This is a genomic window from Thalassoroseus pseudoceratinae (genome assembly GCF_011634775.1).
Classification (GTDB): domain Bacteria; phylum Planctomycetota; class Planctomycetia; order Planctomycetales; family Planctomycetaceae; genus Thalassoroseus; species Thalassoroseus pseudoceratinae.
In genome coordinates this window covers 943,751-963,162 of record NZ_JAALXT010000001.1, presented here as the reverse complement: position 1 = coordinate 963,162, position 19,412 = coordinate 943,751, and the positions used below count along the sequence as shown (strand labels likewise).

The window sequence follows — 19,412 nt, the reverse complement described above, 5'->3', positions numbered from 1 at the left end:
ACTGTTGTTCGCTGTTGTGAGAGCGCAGAAAGGAATCCAGCCATGCCGTTGAATGCCGAGGGACTCGACCTCGTCGACTGGCTGTCGCTCTCGATGGGAGTCGAACGGGCCGCGGTCACGCAGGGGTTGTGGATCGGCTTGGCAATGTCGGTTCTGTACCTGCTGGCGTTGTTGACGACACGCTGGGGAGAGCGTCATGCGTTGATCAAAGCCCTGGTTTTTTCGACGATGCTGCACGTTTTTTCGACTCTCAGTTGGGTTGCGGTAGCACCCTCGATTGCGAGCAGTCGAGACGATGAACCCGCCGAACCGCAGGAAAACGAAACGCTCGAACTGACGATCCTGTCTGAAGAAGCCTACGATGCCCCGCAAGTCGGCTCCGATGCGTTTTGGAATGATCTGCCGACACCGGCCGACAGTGAATTGAGTCGTGTCGATCATTCGGCGTCGGATCCGTTCGCGATCGATCAACCGGATCGTGAGCAAGTGGAGGTCGAATCCACGCAGACCGCTCCCGACTTGGACACCCTTCCCGATTCGCAAGCCGATCGACCCGACGCGGAACGGTCGGAAGCAGAGATGCATGCCAGCGTCGCACCTACGAATTTGGCCCAGCCAGACCAACTTCCGCTCGGTCCGCAGCCGAATCCACCGACTCCGTCGATTCCCCGAGCCGTGCCCAACCGGACACCGGCTCAACTGGAGAACGCCCGCATTGCGAGTCAGAACAACAGTGTCGATTCACCGACTGTTTCCGACTTGAATGTTCTCCCCGAGGAGTTGCAGACCGATCCGGAGACAGCGCGGCCTCCGAGCGAATCGATGGCGAAATTAACCAGCCCGGCCGACACGACGTTGACGCCACTCGCTCCAATCGAATCTGCGAATTCGCCGAACCAACGGCCGGTGGTGAGTCGAGCGATTCCAGAAGACCGCCGCGGAATTGAGACATCACTGCCGGATCGGACGGGAACGGCGCGACCACAGGAAACGCCACTCGTCACTGATGCCGGGGCAATCCCCGCAATGCCGGCGGATGTGCCAAAGGCGTTTCGAGATGATTTGGAACGTGCCGTCGCGAAAGCCACGGCCGCGATTCCGTTGACCAATCCCGAGCAAATTACGATTCCAAATGCGGTCCGTCCGATCCCGCAGCCGACACGGTCGACACCAGATCGAGAGATGGAAGTCGGTACGAAAGTCACGCCTCAACCCCGTCGCGAAGTTGTGTCGTCACAGCCGCGAAATTTCGATCCCCAGGCTCAGATTACCCGACAAAAAACAGTGGACGATCCACGAGAGTTTCTCAAGAAACCCGATCGGGCCGTGGCGAAACTCGACACGCCTGGCGTCTCGACAGAAGTTCCGTTGGCTCCGTTGCAACCGCGTGGTGCGGACACCAAGCCAGAAACGGTCCGAACACCGCTGAGAACTCGTCCCGAGCGAATGACGAAATTGGATGAGCCCATCCAACGCTACCGACGTAGCGACACCCCGAAGCTTCCCACGCCGACTGCCCCAAGTCGGGCACCGACGCTGCCAACATCGCCGAAACCGGACATGCCAAAACTGGCACGCGGTGGCGATTTCGATCCGATTCGTCGCGCGGGTTTGCCGCCTTTGTACCAGTTCCGAAATGCTGAGGCACGGGAAAAAGCTGTGCTGAGTTATGGTGGAACGGCCGAATCCGAACAAGCGGTGGAACGCGGGTTGGAGTGGTTGGCTGCAAATCAATCCGAAGCAGGTGCGTGGATTGCCAGCGATTTTGGCGGCGGAAATGTCGTCATTGGTGCCAGCGGGTTGGACACTCGTGGCGCACCGATCAAGGATGGCATTCCCGGCTCGCGGGCGGAATCCGGCGTGACAGCGTTGGCAATTCTGGCGTTCCTCGGTGCGAACTACACGCACGAGCGTGGACAGTACCAAGAAGAAGTCGCGTCGGCTTTGCGTTGGCTGATTGAGAATCAGCAAGAGGATGGATTTCTCGGTGCCGACGCCACCCATTACGCTCGAATGTATAGCCATGCAATGGCGACCTACGCGATGGCAGAAGCGTACGGGATGCGAAAATCACCGTCGCAACCGAGTCCGCTTCGTTTGCCGCTCCAAAAGGCCGTTGACTACATCTTGAATCAACAAAACGATCGGGATGGCGGTTGGCGGTATCAGAAGGGGCAAACGAGTGACATGAGCATCTTCGGTTGGAACTTGATGGCTCTCAAGAGTGCGGAACTTGCTGGGATTGAAGTGCCGTCGCGGTCCAAGGATTTGATGATCAAATTTCTCAATGATCGCAGCTTAGGGGAAAACAAAGGGTTGGCGGCGTATCACGTTCAGATTGCCGGTCAGGAAGCCCCGACGCCAACGATGACCGCCGAAGCACTGTTCTGCAAACAAATGCTGGGCATGTTGCGGGACAATCCCGCTAGCGAGGAAGCTGTCGAGTACCTGACGAAGCATCGACCAGCCCGCACAGAATACGACGTGTACTACTGGTATTACGGCACACTGGCGATGTTTCAATATGGCGGCGTGCCGTTTCAAAAGTGGTACAGCCCCCTGCGGGATATGTTGGTTGTCGATCAGCGGGAAGATGACGAATTTCTCGGCAGTTGGGACCCGCGTGGACGCTGGGGCGGATACGGCGGTCGCGTGTACTCGACCTCGATGTCGATTCTCTGTCTCGAGGGAACGTACCGCTTCATGCCGCTTTACAAATCACGCCCGGAACCAGTTCCGCTGCCATTGCCTTCCGAATGACGACCTGATTCGCATCACGATGTCTAACGATGGGTCGGTTCCAGACCGGCCAATCGAATCAGCAATTGTTCGAGTTCAATGCGGGCTTGCGTTGGGTTGATGTTTCCCGCACCACCTGCGAGCCGATCGCGAGTTTGGAGCAGCCACGTTTGGATCTTTTCCGCACGTGGACGTCCGATCCGGCGAAGATACCGTTCCGCATCCGCAATTTGATTCCGCCAGATGCCCGCCGATTGCAACGCTGAACCGAGCGAACTGCCCTGCCTCGACATCTCCGTGGCGATGGCGAACTGGCGAAATTTGAACGTCAATCCGCCGAGAATTCGAAGTGGGGCCTCTCGGGCGGCGAGCAATTTATCGAGGCTCGTCAATGCACCGTCGGCATTCCCAGCGAGGACATCGTCGATCAGTTCCCAGGTGGTTTCCGCTCGCCAGCCACCCACGAGTGCGGTCACGTCTTCACGAGAAATCTCGGCCCGATCGCCGACGTAGTTGCTGAGCTTGGCCAACTCCATGTCCAACTGACTCAAGTTCGTACCCGCCAGTTCGAGCAAAACCATCGCCGAGGAAGCGGGAAGTTTCTTCTCGTAGCGAAGTTCACATAGCGACCCCAACCATCGCGGTAGATCGCTTTCCTTCGGGGCTTCGCAACCGATGTTCGTGCCCTGCTTCTCGACGGCTTTGTAGAGTTTCGTCGTCTTGGGCCACTTCTTGACGACCAACACCAGCACCGATTTCTTTGCCGGCGAACCGACATACCGTTCGAGATTTGACCGATGTTTAGTCACGAAATCATCGGCACCGTCGACGATGACAATTCGTCGATCGCCGAACATGGAAAGCGTGCGAAGTTCGTCGGAGACGGTTTGAAACTCGGCGTCTTTGCCGTCGAACCGCGTCAGGCCCATTTCATCATCCGCATCCTCACCGAGAATCTGCGTAATGAGTTCCTTGACGACGGCGTGTTGCAGAAAGCGTTCCGCTCCAAAGGCGGCCACAACGGGACCGACGTTGTCTGTTGGAGATTTCAGGAACGCGGACGCGGTGGTGGGCATCGATCAATCGTTCTTGACGAAACTGACGAATTGGACGTAGAGTTCGCTGATTGTCCGTCATCGATCTCAAACTTGCAATACCGCCAATTTCACGAACGGGAACGCATGCCGTTCGACCCGCCGAACGAAACAACTTACATCTGTCCGGGCGAAACGCACACGATTTCGCGATCGGTTCATTTGGCACGGATGGCGGCGTTTTATCCCGCTTGCCGCGATTGCCCCTTCCGCTCCGAAACCGGGCATCTGCCTCAAGACACTATTGACCGATTGCAGCAGACTGAACGTCGAGCCGTCCCCTGTGACTTGTTCAACGACGAGGGCGTGCGAGGGGTGTATTTGAATGAACTCACTCGTCGGCAAGCGGAGTTGATTGCGGCGGCGTTTGCAAGTGTGTTGTGGTCACGAAGTCCGTTGGTTGGACGCATGGTCGAGTCAGCGGCTGACGGGGCGAATTCCAACCGGTCGGTGAACCCTTCGATTGTGGTTGGTTATGACGATCGCCCGTCCGCTCCGGATATCTTCAGCGGAGCCGTTCAGGGACTCCGTCGGATGAGTTGCGATGTGCTCGATATCGGTTTGACGGCCAAACCAGCATTGCAATTTGCGGTCGAACAGTTCAACGCGGTTGGCGGTTTGCTGGTCACCGGTGCGGGGTGTGATCCGTCCCGAATTGGCATGGACTTCGTCGGTACCGACGGGACACCGATTTCCCGATCACGGTCGGATTGGGAGTCGATCACGTTGGCCGACATCGAGCATGCGGTCCGCGACCCCTATCACCGCCCGACTCGGAATGCAGGCGTGCAGTCGGCGTGTCGGATCTCGGACGAATACACCACGGGGCTTTCGAATCTTTTTCCGGTGTTGGCTCCGTTCACCGTTGTGGTCGGTTGTTCCGTTCCGATGATGATGCGAACTCTTGCCTCGATTTTTGATGAGCGATCCTACCGATTCGTCTCGGTCAATATTCCCCGTCGTGTGCGGGACGTGAACGAGATTACGGACTCCGATGTGGCTCGCGTGGCCGAAGCGGTTCACGAGTCGCAAGCTGACTTGGGAATTCTCATCGACGATGATGGCGGACGGTGTTCATTCATCACCGAAGGTGGCGAATTGCTTTCGGCTTGGACTCTGCTGCCGTTGCTCGTGGAGTCTCTGCAAACCGAGGTTCCTCGCCGTCCCGTTGTGCTGGAGCCACACACGCCGACGGAAGTCGAACCGCAGTTGATCCGCCAGGGGATTTCTTGGGTGAGAGGTGGCGGAAGTCACGCGGAAATGGCGCAGGCAATGCGAGATCACAATGCCGTCCTCGGTGGTGGGGAAAGCGGTCGGGTTTGGATCGCCAACCCTTCGCCGACGTGCGATGCCATCGGCGTCTTGGCTCATGTCTTGACCGTGCTGAGCCGTCATCAAATGTCACTATCTCGGCTTGTTGAAATGACCGGGACCTTGAAAGCGTAGAGCTGCGAACAAAGAAGTGTTCGGTCTAGCGTCGTGTGCTATTCCGAGTGAGAACAACGGTTGGCAATCGGACTGGCAACGGGGAGCGGTTTTCGAGATGATCAGACGAGACGTTTCCCCACGAAGAATTATGCAAGAGCTTTCTTATGAGTCAGCATTGGATCACGGATCGGATGCACAAGATCGATGCCTCCGGAATTCGGAAGGTGTTCGATTTAGCGGCGAATATGACGAACCCGGTGAACTTGTCTATCGGACAACCACACTTTGATACGCCGGAACCGATCAAACAGGCGTTGAAGGACGCCGTCGATTCCGGCAAGAACGCCTACAGTCAGAGCCAAGGCATCAAGCCGTTGTTGGCGAAGATTCAAGGCGAAATCGACGAAGCCTACGGCCACACCGATCGTCAGGCGTTTGTCACCAGCGGCACGAGCGGCGGGTTGATGCTGGCACTTTCGACGTTGGTCGGACCTGACGACGAAGTGATCGTCTTCGATCCGTGGTTCGTGATGTATAAGCATCTCACGTCACTTGTGGGCGGCAAAATCGTGGAAGTGAGCACATATCCCGATTTCCGCTTGGACGTGAACCGTGTGGCCGACGCACTGACCGATCGTACGAAAGTGATCCTCTGTAACAGCCCCTGTAACCCAACGGGTCACGTGGCCAGTGTCGAGGAAATGCAAGCGCTCGCGGAACTGGCTCGCGACCGCGATGTAGCACTGATCAGCGATGAGATCTATCGCTCGTTCTGCTACGACGGTGACTTCGTCAGCCCTGCGAAATGGAACGATCAAACCATCGTCATTGACGGATTCAGCAAGTCACATTCAATGACGGGTCACCGCTTAGGATATTGTCACGGTCCGAAGCACATCATCGAACAAATGATCAAATTGCAGCAGTTCACGTTCGTATGTGCTCCTCATCCGATCCAATGGGCTGGCGTCGCCGCTTGGGATACCGATATTTCTCACTTCGTTGAGGAATATCGAGGAAAACGCGATTTCGTCCGTGATTCACTGAGTGAAAACTTCGAGATTCACGGCGGAGACGGAGCGTTCTACTTGTTCGTCAAAGCACCCTGGGGCACAGGAACAGAATTCGTGCAAGAAGCAATTCGGAATAACCTGTTGATTATTCCGGGTAATGTATTTAGTTCACAAGATACGCATTTTCGAATTTCTTACGCCGCAGACGACGAGGTTTTGCACCGAGGCGTTGATATTCTCAACAGAATCGCAAAACGGTAGTTCGCTAACGGTCATCTCTCCGGAATGAGTGTCACTTGTGTTGCAGCGGCTTGTGGCTTGTCAACGCAACAGTCGCTCGTATAATTCCCAATCATGATTTATCTGTGTCGGCTATTTCTTCGGAACCATCGTTAGGGGAAATCGTGGGTCCGATGGACCAATCGAACCGCATATTAGTTGTCGGTCAGACCGACTCGCAGACGGAGCAGTGGATTGACCGTCTTCAAGCCGACAACGAACTCATCTTCCGTTCAAACCTCAAAGATGGTTTAAAGTGTCTGCACACGGAATCGGTGGATTGTGTGCTGCTGCTTGGTGATGGCGTTCCCGTTACGGGCGGGATGCTACAACTCGGCGGCATCTTGGACGAAGTTCCCGACGGCGTCGTACTGCTCGACTTGGAATTGCATATCCTGTGGTCGAACCGTCGAATGCAAACTCTGGCGAGTCGTCAGGACGACTTGTCTGGTTTGAAGTTCTACGATGCGTTCGGCTCGCCTGAGATTCTCGGACCGGATTTTTGCCCGTTCCATACCGCGATCGGCTCTGGAGAATCCGCCCGAAGTACGTTGAGAGTCGGCGAAAAATTGTACTTCGAAGTCCATGCGAAACCGGTGTTCGATGGCGATAACGATCTACCGGGGTACCTCGTGGTGATCGTGCGGGACGTTTCGGTGGAGATTCTCCAACGGCAGAAACTCAACGCGATTTATCAGGCTGGCTTGGAACTGGGAGACCTCGCTCCGCAAGACATTCTGGATATGTCTGTCGAAGAGCGGATTGAATTGCTTAAAGCCAAGATTCTGCACTATACGCAGGATTTGTTGGAATTCGAAACCGTTGAGATTCGCCTGCTCGACAAACGCACGCAACAGTTGGATCCGTTGTTGGCCGTCGGGATGCAAAACGATGCCACCGCACGAACGCTAACGGCGGACGCGCAGAACAACGGGGTGACTGGTTTTGTCGCAGCGACCGGCAAGAGCTATCTCTGCGAAGACACCAACAGCGACCCACTGTATCTGCCCGGGGCACCCGGGGCTCGTAGTTCGCTGACAGTTCCGTTGATTCTCCACGATACCATTCTCGGCACCTTCAATGTCGAGAGTCCCAAACCCGGGGCATTTTCCGAGAACGATTTGCAGTTTCTGGAATTGTTCAGTCGCGAAGTGGCAATGGCGTTGAACACGCTGGAACTGCTGTTGGCGGAAAAGGTCACCACCGCGAATCGTAGCACCGAACGGATGTTGCAGGAGGTGGCTCATCCGGTCGACGAAATCCTGAACGACGCCGCTTGGGTCTTGGAGCGTTACATTGGTCATGAGCCGAACGTTTCGGATCGGTTGCTGCGAATTCTTGATCACACTCGGCAAATTAAACAACTGATTCAACGCGTTGGCGAGGCGATTGCTCCGCAAGTGAGCAACCCCCTGCTGCAACCCCGTCCCGAGCGTGCGAAACTTAAGGGGAAACGCCTGCTGGTTGTCGATAGTGATGAATCCGTCCGCCGCGCCGCCCATGAGTTGTTGGGGCGATATGGATGTGAAGTGGAAACGGCCCATCACGGCGACGAAGCTTTCTTAATGGTTCGCCGATTTGACTACGATGCCGTCATCGCGGACATTCGATTGCCGGACATGACCGGCTACGATTGCTTTCATCAGATCAAAGAACTTCGTCCCGATTTAACCGTGATTCTGATGACGGGCTTCGGTTACGACCCGACGCACTCGATTGTGAAGGCCCGTCAAGAAGGATTGCGGTCGGTCCTTTATAAGCCCTTCCGCTTGGATCAATTGCTGACGGAAGTGGAATCGGCGGTCGCATCGGCTGATCGACCAGACTAAAATCGAATGGTCTGTCGTCACGGTTTCCTTCGCATGTCAAACGTGGCGAAATTTCTTGAACGGAATCACAAGCCCAAACGAAGGTGGAACGAATGAGCCAGATTCCACGTTGGCTGGTTGGTCTTGTTCTGAGTTCGGTAATGGTTGGGCCATACGGTGCGGCTGCCATTGCCCAGGATGACGAACTCTCAGCTCAGCAAGTCCTAACTTCCATCGAACGCGGCCGCCGCTTCCTGCTTAGTCAACAAGCCAACGACGGGGCTTGGCGAGTCGATGGCAGTCAGCAGTACGAAATCGGTGTCACGAGTTTAGTTCTCTTGGCCTTGATCAATTCCGGTATGACTGCCGACGATCCAGAGATTGCCAAAGGCTTGACGTATTTGCGAAACATTCGCGAACCGGACCCCGATTTCACGTACGACATTTCGTTGATGTTGATGGCATTGTCGGCGGCTCGCGACGGCGGTCGCGATGTGCTTCGGATGGAAAAGCTCGTCGCCAAGTTGGAGAGGTCGCAAACCCGTGATGGCACGAATCGCGGGTCGTGGGGGTATACTGTTTCCGGGAAGTTCGCGGCGGGTTGGACGGGCGACCGGAGTAACGCTCAGTACGCAATTCTCGGACTCCATGCGGCGAGCGAGGCGGGATTGGAAGTCGATCGGACTGCCATCGAACGTGCACGTCAGCACTGGATCGATTCGCAGAACCTCGATGGCGGTTGGGACTATGTGAACAACGCTGGTCAGCGACAACCGAGTACCGGCAGCATGACGGTTGCTGGGATTGCGTCGTTGGCGATCACGAATGCAATGCTGCGTGATCCGAAGCAAGACGAAACGCCCGACGGTGAACCGATCTGCTGCGGTGCGTTGCCAGAAGACGAAAGTCTGGAAAAGGCTGTCGAATGGTTAGCGAGGCACTTTACGGTCGGTCGCAATCCCGGCCCAGTCGCGAGCGGTGAGCATGTGCTGTACTATCTCTACGGTCTCGAACGTGCCGGACGGCTCAGCGCCCGGAGGTTCTTCGGTCAGCACGATTGGTACCGTCGCGGTGCGAAGTATCTGGTGGGGACCCAACGCCGATCGAACGGCCAATGGGTCGGTTTCGGCAAGATGGAAAAGAAGCCGGTTATTGGGACGAGTCTCGCATTGTTGTTCCTCTCGAAAGGATTGGCTCCCGTCCTGATTCAGAAAGGCATGTTTGGTGAAGCCAACGGATTACAGGCGGTGCAATCGAAGAATTGGACTCGGCATCGCTGGGATATCCGTCACCTGACCGAACAAATTGCCGGCCGTCCGATGTGGCCGAAATTGCTCACATGGCAAGTGCTGAACTTGAACCAAGCCGTGGCCAACAATTCGGTGGCTTCTGTTCGTCAGGCTCCGGTTCTGTATCTCAGCGCGGAGGAATCACACGAGTTTACGGAAGCAGAAGCGGCATTGCTTCGAACATATGTTGACCAAGGCGGGTTCATTCTAGGCGTCGCGAATTGCCCGGAGAACAGCGACAACGCGTTTGAAGATTCCTTCCGTGATCTGGTTGCCAAGATGTACCCCATGGGGGACGCCTCACTCGAACCGCTGACGGAAGATCATCTGATTTGGCGGAGCGAGTTTCTCATCAAACCGGGAGACTTTGAACTCTTTGGGGCCGATCTGGGCTGTCGCACGCCGATCGTCTTTTCCCGAACGGACTTATCGTGTCTGTGGGACAAAATGTCCCGAGTGGAACCGCAAGGTCGCAGTAAGAAACTGTCCCGAAAGATTGACCAAGCGTTTCAAATGGGCGTAAATATCGTGGCATACGCGACCGGTCGGGAACCACCGAACAAGTTGGAAGCCGACACTGACGACCTCGCCGATGGTCAACAAGACAAAATCGAACGGGGATTGCTTCAAATAGCAAAGCTAAAACACGGTGGCGGTTGGGATGTCGCACCGCAGGCGTTACGGAACCTGTTGATGGGGTTGAACCGAGTTGTCGGTCAAGCGGCCACCACGAAAACACGCCCCATCGAACCGGCGAACGGTAATCTCTTCAAATATCCATTGGTGTACATGCATGGTCGGAATGGATTCAACTTCAGCGAGGCGGAAATCACGCAACTGAGGGAACATCTTCAACGTGGAGGCGTCTTGTTTGCCGATTCGTGTTGTGGTTCGGACGCCTTCGACGCCAGTTTCCGAGAGTTGGTGAAGGAACTCTTTCCCAAAGAGTCCATGAAACGCATCCCGATTAGCCATGAACTTTTCACGGAGAAAACCTTCTACGACATCCGCCGTGTTCGCCGTCGCGTACCCGGTTTGCCTCGCGCGGATCGCCCCGTGAACGTCGCCATTGAACCCGTGGAGCCGTTTTTAGAAGGTGTTGTGGTGGATGGTCGGTTGGCGGTGATCTACAGCAAATACGACATCAGCTGTGCACTACAACGGCAAGTGACGGTCGCGTGTCCTGGGTATATTCCGGAGGATGCGTTAAGAATCGGCATTAACGTCGTCATGCACGCACTTCTCCAAGATCCAACGAGCATTTCTGGCGACAAATAAATCGGTTGAACGGGATCGTTCGACGAGCGTGGTTCAAAAAAAGATTTGACAAATCGATGCCGACGTGTATTCGATAGTGTAATTGACACGTTATTGACGCGGACATTCCGTGGTCGATGACGGTGCGTTGACCGTACCTAACGGAGGCACCCTCTCTCCGTTTTGTGTCAACACAATCGAACTTTTGATATCCCCCAAAAGGATGGAACCGATGAGCACGGAAGACTCAAATTCGTCAGCAAACCGACGAGGTGCCGCGTTGCAGGTGCATCTGCTTGGCATCGTCGACTTCGACGCCGCTTTGGCGTTGCAGGAACGTTTGGTGTACGAGTTGACCGGGCGATCGGACCAGCAAGGCGCACTGCTACTCTGTGAACACCCACCGCTGATCACAATTGGTCGGGAGGGCAGTCGTGGGCATATTCAGGCCGAAGATCGTGAGCTTCAAGCCCGGCGAGTTCCGGTGCGGCGTCTGGGACGTGGCGGCGGGACATTTATGCATATGCCGGGGCAACTAGCGATTTATCCCGTCTTGCCGTTAAGCCGGATGGATGTCTCAGTCATGGAATTCCGTGAGCGACTGGAAGACGCCGTAGTCGATGTCTGTGAGGAATTGATGGTGCCCGCGGAGCGTCAGGCAGACAAACCGGGCGTGTTTTGCCACCATGGTCAAGTGGCCCACACCGGTATTGCAGTGAAACGTTGGGTAACGTGCCACGGCTTGTACTTGAACGTCAATCTGGATCTAAACTGGCTGAAATTAGTGGGCTCCAACAGTTTGGCGACTCGGCCGACAACATTGGCGGCTCAACGGACTCGCGTGACCGAGATGTCCCAAGTCCGTGAATCCGTCGTTCGCCATGTGGCGACTCGGTTCAACTACGACCACACGAACCTGTATACCAGTCATCCGATGTTGAAACGCACCTATCAAACCGTCGCGATGCGAGCTTGAACGGGGTGTGACACGGTGGGAATCGAAATTTCCCTCGATCTGCACTCTGTGCCGGTGACGTTTGCGGTTCGGGCGTCTACAATGTCACGAAGCAAGCGAAGCCTGTTAGAACACTCTTTCGAACGAGACCGTCCTACCGTGTTGAATGAATTGAACATCTTGCCGTCCGCCCCGCCCGCGATTGACTCGGCTTCGGAGAAGCCACGGCGTCGGTTACCGAAATGGTTGAAACGTCCTTTGCCGGAACCCGGTATGGCGTACACCAGCGGAACCATCGCAGACCTGCGTTTGAACACCGTGTGTGAGAGCGCTCGCTGTCCGAACCGCACGGAGTGTTGGTCGCATTCGACGGCAACGTTCATGATTCTCGGTAACGTGTGCACACGGCCTTGCGGTTTCTGCTCCGTTCCAAAAGGCAAGACCGAGCAACTGGAATTGGACGAACCCGAACGCGTCGCGGAAGCGGCAGCGCGGTTGGGGTTGAAGCACGTCGTGATCACTTCGGTCACGCGTGACGACCTGCCCGACGGTGGAGCGGAGCACTTCTACGAGTGTGTGATCGCGGTTCGCGAACGCACCGGAGCCGCTATCGAGGTTCTCACGCCGGACTTTCTCGGCAAGAATGCCGCGATCGATCGAGTGATTGAATCGCGTCCGGATGTCTTCAACCACAATACCGAGACGGTACCACGACTGTATCATCGTGTTCGTCGAAACGCCAAATACGATCGCACGTTGAATTTGCTCGCCCGAGTCAAGGAAAAAGCCCCGAGCATGATCACCAAGAGTGGGCTGATGCTGGGATTAGGCGAAACGATGGATGAAGTGCTCGACGTGTGTGCGGACCTGCGGAAAGTCGGCTGCGATATGATCACCCTTGGGCAGTATCTGCAACCGGGGCCAGAACACTTGCCCGTCGAGCGATACGTTCCACCGGAAGAATTCGACGAAATCGGTGATCGCGTTCGCGAGATGGGCTTCTCGCTCGTTGCGAGTGGTCCGTTTGTGCGGTCGAGCTACCACGCTGGCGAAATGGCGTCGGTCCTGGAACAGAACGCGACACCGACGGAAAGTGACGCATGAATCCCGCCGGGAAATCTCCGATCCCCGTGTGCGTGCCGGATTTGGGGCAAGACGACCGCCCCGCGAACGTATGCAACTGGCTCGTCGAGCCAGGTGATGCGGTCGAGGAAGGCGATCGGCTCGCGGAGGTTGTCCTCCCTGGAATTGTGTTTTACGTCTCGGCTAGTGCGTCGGGAACGTTCTTGCAGCAAGAGCGTTCCCAAGGCGCATCCGTGTTTCGAGGCGATTGTTTGGGCTTCATCAGTCCGGGGACTGGGCCGGAACTTTCTTGATTGAGTGCCCAGATGCCAAGCTCCTCCGTGTGGAATTCCGTTCGCGGTCATCAGTCTCAGATCGATCTGTTTCGGCGTTCGCTTCGTCGGAAACGGTTGGCGTCTGCGTATCTGTTCGTCGGTCCGGACGGTGTGGGAAAACGTTTGTTTGCACATAAGCTGGCTCAATGTCTGCTGTGTGCACGAATTCCCGATGAGGATTTGGAAGCCTGCGGCGAATGCTCCTCTTGCCGTCAGATGATGATCGATTCACACCCGGATTTACTCACCGCCGCTCCGCCGGAAGGGAAAACCGTTTTTCCGATTGAAGCCGTCGCAGGTTCCAAGGAGCGTCGGGGGCGAGAGGGACTCTGCTACGATATTTCTTTGCGACCGATGATGGCTGAACGTCGGGTGGCAGTTATTGACGATGTTCAGCAAATGAACGCCGAGGCGGCCAACGCGTTCCTGAAAACCTTGGAAGAACCCCCCGCCTATGCCACGTTGTTCTTGATCACATCGAACGAATCCGCGTTGTTACCAACGATTCGTTCGCGATGCCAGCCGGTTCGTTTCGCCCCGCTGCCGCCGAGTGAGATCGCGTCCTTGTTGATCGAAACGGGCAAACTTGAAGATGAAGACGAAGCTGCTGCGGTCGCGGCTTTGAGTGAAGGAAGTTTGACAATATCGCTGCAATTGCTTGATCCCGAATTGCGGGAGCTGCGAAGCAAACTCTACACCGCCCTAGCCCGCGATAACGACAACCCGTTGGCATTGTCGAAGCAAATGATCGCCGACGGTATCGAGCAAATGGGAACCGATACGGCTTCTCAGCGGCAGAACGCAATTTGGTTAGTGCGGTTTGTCATCGAATTCTACCGGCGGACGTTGCAGGTTCTTGCGGAAGGATCGGATTCGTCGAGCATGGTTGTTCCGCAGGTGAAGCAGTTCGCGTCCGTGTGGAGTGCCGATTCTGCTCGGGCATGGGAGACGCTCATGGGGATGCTCGAACACGCGATCAAGGCGGAACGCCAGTTAGCTCGAAACAATCCACCCAAGATGGTGTTGGAAACGCTTTTCGAAACGCTTAGCCAGATTCGACGCCAAATGGTCTGATGCGGTCATCACCGTTCTGTGAGGACGTCGGTTGTGTGTCCCCCGCACATTGGACAACGTTGGGGATCGAGTTTGAACGCCTCTCCGCAATCCCGGCACTCAAGTTGAGATACGGTGCCAGGTGGTTTTGCAGGCAGCGTTTGCTCGGGTTCCTTTTGCACATCCGGAATAGCGGGCCAACAGAATTCGAGCGTCAATCCGACGACTGCGCCGAAGATCGCCATGGGAATCACCACCAACCAGACCGGTCGTGCACCGAGAGCAACCAAGCCGACCGCCATCGCCGTGCAAAGGGCCATGCCCAACGACATCAAGCCGAAAGTGCGATCGTCAAATGAGGATTTTTGCGGTTCTTCGCTCATTCGACTTCCAACACCTCAATTTCGATTTGGCCGAGGATATTCATCAGCGGAAGAAATGTCGTCACCGGTGCCGGGGCATCGTCGGCAAAGCTCGACTCGGCTAATTTGATGTGAGCGGCACCGATTCCCCCCTGCCCCAACGTGGCATCTAACGGCACCCATTGCCCCCCCAGAAACGCTTCCGTCCACATGTGTCCGCCGAAGCCATTCAACGAGTCCACGTAAACCAAGCCGACAGCAATTCGCGACGGAATTTTCTTCACTCGCAGAAGTGCGGCCAGCAAGACCGCGTGTTCGGTGCAGTCGCCTTCCCGCGAGGCCGCCACTTCCGCCGCGGATGCCAACGCCGTCGAGAAGTTTTTGTTGGTGAGAGTTTCGTGAACAATTTTCTCCAGTCGAATGGCCACCTCCGCTGGCTCGGTGATCGTTTCAGGAACCTGGGCCGACAGAGCTTGCACGTTCGGATCGCCAGTCTGCAGGAACCGCGTGGCCTGCAGGTAGACGGAATCAACCTCGGATGTCTTTCCGGTTCCTTGCGGATCGACGGCAGTGACAACGACTTCCGCCGTCGATTCATCGGATCGGTCGACCGTCTGGTAAGGTTCGCTCGGGATCGTCGATTTGATGTCGGCTCCCGGAACGAAAATTCGATAAACGATTTTTCGAGTCCGATGGGCGTTTGGGATCGGTTTGACGGACACCATTGTGTCCATCGACAAGTCCAATTCCTCACCGGCAATTTTGCGAAGTGCTTCTTCTTGGCTGACGCGGTATGTCGTCAATTCCTTGCCGAAAATTGGTAGCGATGTCTTGAGTGCTTCACCGGATTCCGTGAGCCAGACGTCAATCGGAAATGGGTCTGTGGAACGCTCGACGGTCGCTTTGAGTAATCGCTTCCTTTGACCATCGAGCATCCGTTCGGTTTCCATATCGTCGGCTGCGATTTCGACCGTCGCAACTTGGTTGAGTTCGGGAACGTAGACACGGAACGTGCGGATTTCCTGTTCGGCTAACGGATCGGCTTCGAAATTGCGTTCGAACCACGACGGCGATTTGGTCTCGCGATTCCAGGGAATCGTATTCGATTCGGTCTTTCCTGCGGTTTCGGTTGTCAGATGGAGTTTCGCACCTTCGACCAGGCCAGATACGCGAGTCACAGTTGCTGGGGGATTTCGGGTTTCGAAGGAAAACGAAACGAGATCACCAGCGGTAGTCTCCAGAGTTTTTAAGTGGGTTTGGATGACCGTGGGCTGGCCGAACCGTTGAAAGTTAAGATGAGTTTCCTGAGTGGTTCGCAGCAAATTCTGGTCTTCGTCAGGGAGTGGCGTCGTGGTCTCGTGCACATACCCGACACGCTGCCGACCGACGTAGATCACTCCCCACCGATCGGCAGCTTCGGTGCCCGTTTGGGTGGGACTTGTGGTGTTGTCGTTCGCGGGGCTTGCGAGCAACCAAATGCCCACGCCCAGCGACACGCAGAAAACAACCAGCACGGCTCCGACCGCGAGCGAACGCTTTGTCATCGATTCCATCCGTCGATAAGTGACCTGAGTTCCCGCGACATCGCATCACGGCTACCAACGATCATAAATTGCCCCGGTTGACCGGTCCACCGACTTCTCGTCGACAACAAATCTGGGTATTCTGATGTGAACGTGACGTTTTAAAAAGAATCCACCATTCAGAGGGAAACGAACGATGTTACGAGTTCTCGCGGTTTTGGGATGTGTGTTTGGGTTTGGTCAGGCGTTGTCAGCGGCTGATCTGGAAGTCGGCGATGCCGCTCCGAAGTTTTCCGCCCTCGACGACACCGGTGAAACCTGGGAGTCGTCCAATCATGTTGGCAATGGAAAAATGTTGGTCGTGTACTTTTACCCGGCAGACATGACCGGCGGATGCACGAAACAGGCCTGCGGTTTTCGAGATGACATGAAAAAGTTGCAAAAAGCAGGGGTCACCGTGGTCGGTGTGAGTGGCGATACCGTGCAAAATCATCAGTGGTTCAAAAAAGCGGAAAATCTCAATTTCACGCTTCTCGCCGATCCGGATGGCAGAGTCGCGAAGGCATTCGGAGTGCCGTTCAACGATAAGGATCAGCAGATCGTCCGCACGGTGGATGGGAAAGAAGTCGTCCTTGCGCGTGGTGGAACCGCGAAGCGTTGGACGTTCCTCATTGGTCCCGATGGGAAAGTCGCGTTGAAGAATACGAAGGTGAAAGCCGCCGGAGATAGCCAAGCGATTTTGAAAAAGGTCCGGGAGTTGCAGTAGAGGTGTTTCGAGGTCCTCAGTGATCTCCCAATTAATATGGTTTTCAGTATGAAAAATCACAGTTTGGAAACATCAAAATTGTTTCAATTGTTAGACCCTGAGACTCTGTTGACTTAGGACGGAATTCAGTAAAATTCCAGCGTTCCATTGGAAACGCAGTTTGAAACCCAGTTCCCCGATTCATTGAGGAGAGAAGACAATGCAAGCTGCCAAGTTGTTCGCCGGTGCCCTCGCTGTTTGTGTCGCTGTGGCGTCGCAAGCTCAAGCCGATGCCCCGAAGTCCGGTCTGAAAACCGGCTCGTTCGTCAATGCTTTCAACGTCCGTGACGTCACCGGACCAGCAAAAGGCACGACTCTGTGCTACCGTTGCCGATACGGCGGCAGCCCAGTCGTCAGCATTTTCGCTCGTGAAATGGATGACAAGACCGTTGACTTGGTCAAAAAGGTCGATGCTCAGATCGGCAAAAACTCCGAAATGAAAGCATTCGTCGTTCTGTTGACCGACGATCCTGACGCTTCGGAATCCAAGCTCGCTGAAGTGGCCAAGAAGAACAACATTGAGCACACCCCGCTGACCATCTTCGATGGACAAGCTGGCCCTGAAGCTTACCAAATTGACAAGAACGCCGACGTCACCGTGCTGATGTGGAACAACTCCCGCGTCCGCGAAAACTTCGGTTTTGGCAAAGGCAAACTCGGCGAAAAAGACATCGCTGGCGTCGTTGACGCTGCCACGAAGCTGACCAAATAGTTTTCGTTGCCAATGAAATTGGCGTTACGAAATTGAATTCAAAGCCGATCGGTTGTCACTCAGACGACCGGTCGGCTTTTGTCATTGGTCGACCGCATCTCATGCTCGCAGAGCGGTTGAGCCATGAGGTTGCTATCGGAGTTCACGGCGGGCCGGCGGTGCATTGAACAAATTGGCACGTTTTGATACGAATGGGAGTCCGCAAGCCTCGCAAGGAAACCGCCATGCTGACTGTCTACGATCAAAACTCGCCGCTTGGGAGACGTGATTTTCTGCGGATCGGTGGTCTCGGTTTGGGCGGGCTTGCGTTGCCGCATTTGCTATCGGGAACGTCACGTGGCGACGATCGCGCAGCGTTGGTGCCGGGACTGACGACGGGAAAATCGGTGGTGTTTCTCTTCCAGCATGGTGGACCAAGCCAGATCGAAACGTTCGATCCGAAGATGACCGCACCATCGAACATTCGCAGTGTAAACGGTGAAGTGGCGACCTCGATTCCGGGCGTCACGTTTGGCGGTTCGCTGCCTCGGTTGTCGCAATTGGCGAAGTCGATGACCGTCGTGCGTTCGTTTACAACCGGCGATGCGCGGCATGATATCAAACCGGTCGTCAGCCGATTCAGTTCCGATGCCAATTTGGGCTCACTGTATTCTCGAGTGGTAGGGGCGAACCATCCGAAAAACGGTATGCCGACAAATACTCTTTTGATTCCGCAGTCCATCAATCCCGAGGCGGAGCCAGAAGTCACACAGTTCGGCAAACTCACGTCGACTGGCGGGTTTGGTTCCGCGACACAGCCGTTGATCCCCGGCAGCGGTGGTGATTTGCAACAAGACATGGAACTAAAGTTGCCGTTGGATCGGTTAGCCGATCGTCGCTCGTTACTGAATCGGTTGGACCGGCTCAAAGCATTTGCAGACCAGGATCACGGTGTTGCCGACCCGCTGAGACGGCAAGCCTTCGAGACAATTCTCGGGGGAGTCGCAGAAGCGTTCGATTTGAATCAAGAAGATCCGCAGACGATCGCTCGATATGACACGAGTCCGCTGATCGATCCGCGTCACATTGACCAGAAATGGAAAAACTTCAAGCGGTATATCGACAATGTGAAGTATCTGGGCAAGTTGATGCTGCTCGCCCGACGTTTGTGCGAGCGGGGATGTGGGTTCGTCACCGTGACCACGAATTTCGTGTGGGATATGCACGCCGATGCCAATAACGCCACGATGGACGAGGGCATGCGATACATGGGACCGCCCTTCGATCACGCTGTGAGTGCCTTCTTGGAAGACATCGCCGCACGCGGGTTGCAGGACGATATTTTGTTGGTCGTTTGCGGTGAGATGGGACGCACTCCCAAAATCAATAATCGAGGCGGTCGCGATCACTGGGGAAATCTTGCCCCACTAATGCTCTCTGGTGGTGGACTTCCGATGGGGCAAGTCATTGGACAATCGACGCGAGACGTCGCTGAACCGGCCACCACACCCGTTACGATTCCGCATCTGATTTCGACAATCCTACGCACGTTGTTCGACGTGGGTGAGTTGCGAGTTCGGCGTGGTGTGCCTGATGACATTCTACGAATGGCCGCTCATGACCCCATTCCGGAGCTACATGGGTGACGATTGGCGGATTGGCGAATTTGCAGCGGTTTTTCGGGCCACGTAGTTTGTGCCGTTGAGTTCAATCTTGAAA

At 55.5% G+C, this 19,412-nt stretch carries 15 protein-coding genes; 12 read left to right on the top strand and 3 right to left on the bottom strand.

Annotation, left to right across the window (positions count from 1 at the left end; genetic code table 11):
- The first annotated feature begins 42 nt into the window (after positions 1-42).
- Complete coding sequence (locus G6R38_RS03570; protein WP_166820287.1) at positions 43-2,760, top strand: prenyltransferase/squalene oxidase repeat-containing protein; 2,718 nt, start codon at positions 43-45, stop codon at positions 2,758-2,760.
- 23 nt (positions 2,761-2,783) lie between these two features.
- On the opposite strand, the gene holA is transcribed toward G6R38_RS03570, so the two are convergent.
- The gene (gene holA / locus G6R38_RS03565) at positions 2,784-3,815 is read right to left on the bottom strand and encodes a DNA polymerase III subunit delta (RefSeq protein ID WP_166820286.1); all 1,032 of its coding nucleotides are present in this window, start codon (positions 3,813-3,815) and stop codon (positions 2,784-2,786) included.
- Between the two features lie 72 nt (positions 3,816-3,887).
- On the opposite strand from holA, the gene G6R38_RS03560 reads away from it, so the two are divergent.
- The 8 genes from G6R38_RS03560 (at position 3,888) to holB (ending at position 14,333) form a co-directional block, all read left to right on the top strand.
- Positions 3,888-5,279, top strand: coding sequence for a phosphohexomutase domain-containing protein (locus G6R38_RS03560; RefSeq protein WP_166820285.1), 1,392 nt, complete (start codon positions 3,888-3,890; stop codon positions 5,277-5,279).
- 146 nt (positions 5,280-5,425) lie between these two features.
- Positions 5,426-6,535 (top strand): pyridoxal phosphate-dependent aminotransferase, encoded by a 1,110-nt coding sequence (locus tag G6R38_RS03555; RefSeq protein ID WP_166820284.1) that lies wholly within the window; start codon positions 5,426-5,428, stop codon positions 6,533-6,535.
- Between the two features lie 152 nt (positions 6,536-6,687).
- The gene (locus G6R38_RS03550; RefSeq protein WP_166820283.1) at positions 6,688-8,382 is read left to right on the top strand and encodes a hybrid sensor histidine kinase/response regulator; all 1,695 of its coding nucleotides are present in this window, start codon (positions 6,688-6,690) and stop codon (positions 8,380-8,382) included.
- A gap of 92 nt (positions 8,383-8,474) precedes the next feature.
- Complete coding sequence (locus tag G6R38_RS03545; protein ID WP_166820282.1) at positions 8,475-10,928, top strand: DUF4159 domain-containing protein; 2,454 nt, start codon at positions 8,475-8,477, stop codon at positions 10,926-10,928.
- Positions 10,929-11,139: 211 nt separating this feature from the next.
- Positions 11,140-11,883, top strand: coding sequence for a lipoyl(octanoyl) transferase LipB (gene lipB / locus G6R38_RS03540; RefSeq protein ID WP_166820281.1), 744 nt, complete (start codon positions 11,140-11,142; stop codon positions 11,881-11,883).
- Between the two features lie 141 nt (positions 11,884-12,024).
- Positions 12,025-12,966 (top strand): lipoyl synthase, encoded by a 942-nt coding sequence (gene lipA / locus G6R38_RS03535; protein ID WP_390881371.1) that lies wholly within the window; start codon positions 12,025-12,027, stop codon positions 12,964-12,966.
- Complete coding sequence (locus tag G6R38_RS03530) at positions 12,963-13,238, top strand: biotin/lipoyl-containing protein (protein WP_166820279.1); 276 nt, start codon at positions 12,963-12,965, stop codon at positions 13,236-13,238. Before lipA ends, G6R38_RS03530 begins: the two co-directional genes overlap by 4 nt.
- Positions 13,239-13,250: 12 nt before the next feature.
- The gene (gene holB, locus G6R38_RS03525) at positions 13,251-14,333 is read left to right on the top strand and encodes a DNA polymerase III subunit delta' (protein ID WP_166820278.1); all 1,083 of its coding nucleotides are present in this window, start codon (positions 13,251-13,253) and stop codon (positions 14,331-14,333) included.
- Positions 14,334-14,341: 8 nt separating this feature from the next.
- Here the strand turns inward: holB and G6R38_RS03520 are convergent, their stop codons facing one another.
- Positions 14,342-14,695: a hydrogenase maturation nickel metallochaperone HypA gene (locus tag G6R38_RS03520; protein WP_166820277.1), complete on the bottom strand. Its 354-nt coding sequence runs from the start codon at positions 14,693-14,695 to the stop codon at positions 14,342-14,344.
- A complete protein-coding gene (locus G6R38_RS03515; RefSeq protein WP_166820276.1) occupies positions 14,692-16,218 on the bottom strand; it encodes a transglutaminase-like domain-containing protein in 1,527 nt (508 codons plus the stop codon). The genes G6R38_RS03520 and G6R38_RS03515 overlap by 4 nt, the downstream gene beginning before the upstream one ends.
- Before the next feature lie 175 nt (positions 16,219-16,393).
- Between G6R38_RS03515 and G6R38_RS03510 the strand changes: the two genes are divergently transcribed.
- The 3 genes from G6R38_RS03510 to G6R38_RS03500 all read left to right on the top strand — a co-directional run bounded on the left by G6R38_RS03510 (position 16,394) and on the right by G6R38_RS03500 (position 19,339).
- A complete protein-coding gene (locus tag G6R38_RS03510; protein WP_166820275.1) occupies positions 16,394-16,963 on the top strand; it encodes a peroxiredoxin in 570 nt (189 codons plus the stop codon).
- A 199-nt stretch (positions 16,964-17,162) separates the two neighbouring features.
- A complete protein-coding gene (locus G6R38_RS03505) occupies positions 17,163-17,714 on the top strand; it encodes a hypothetical protein (RefSeq protein ID WP_166820274.1) in 552 nt (183 codons plus the stop codon).
- Positions 17,715-17,938: 224 nt separating this feature from the next.
- Positions 17,939-19,339 carry a DUF1501 domain-containing protein gene (locus G6R38_RS03500; protein ID WP_166820273.1) on the top strand — a complete coding sequence of 467 codons (1,401 nt, stop codon included), beginning with the start codon at positions 17,939-17,941 and terminating at the stop codon, positions 19,337-19,339.
- Positions 19,340-19,412 lie beyond the last annotated feature (73 nt).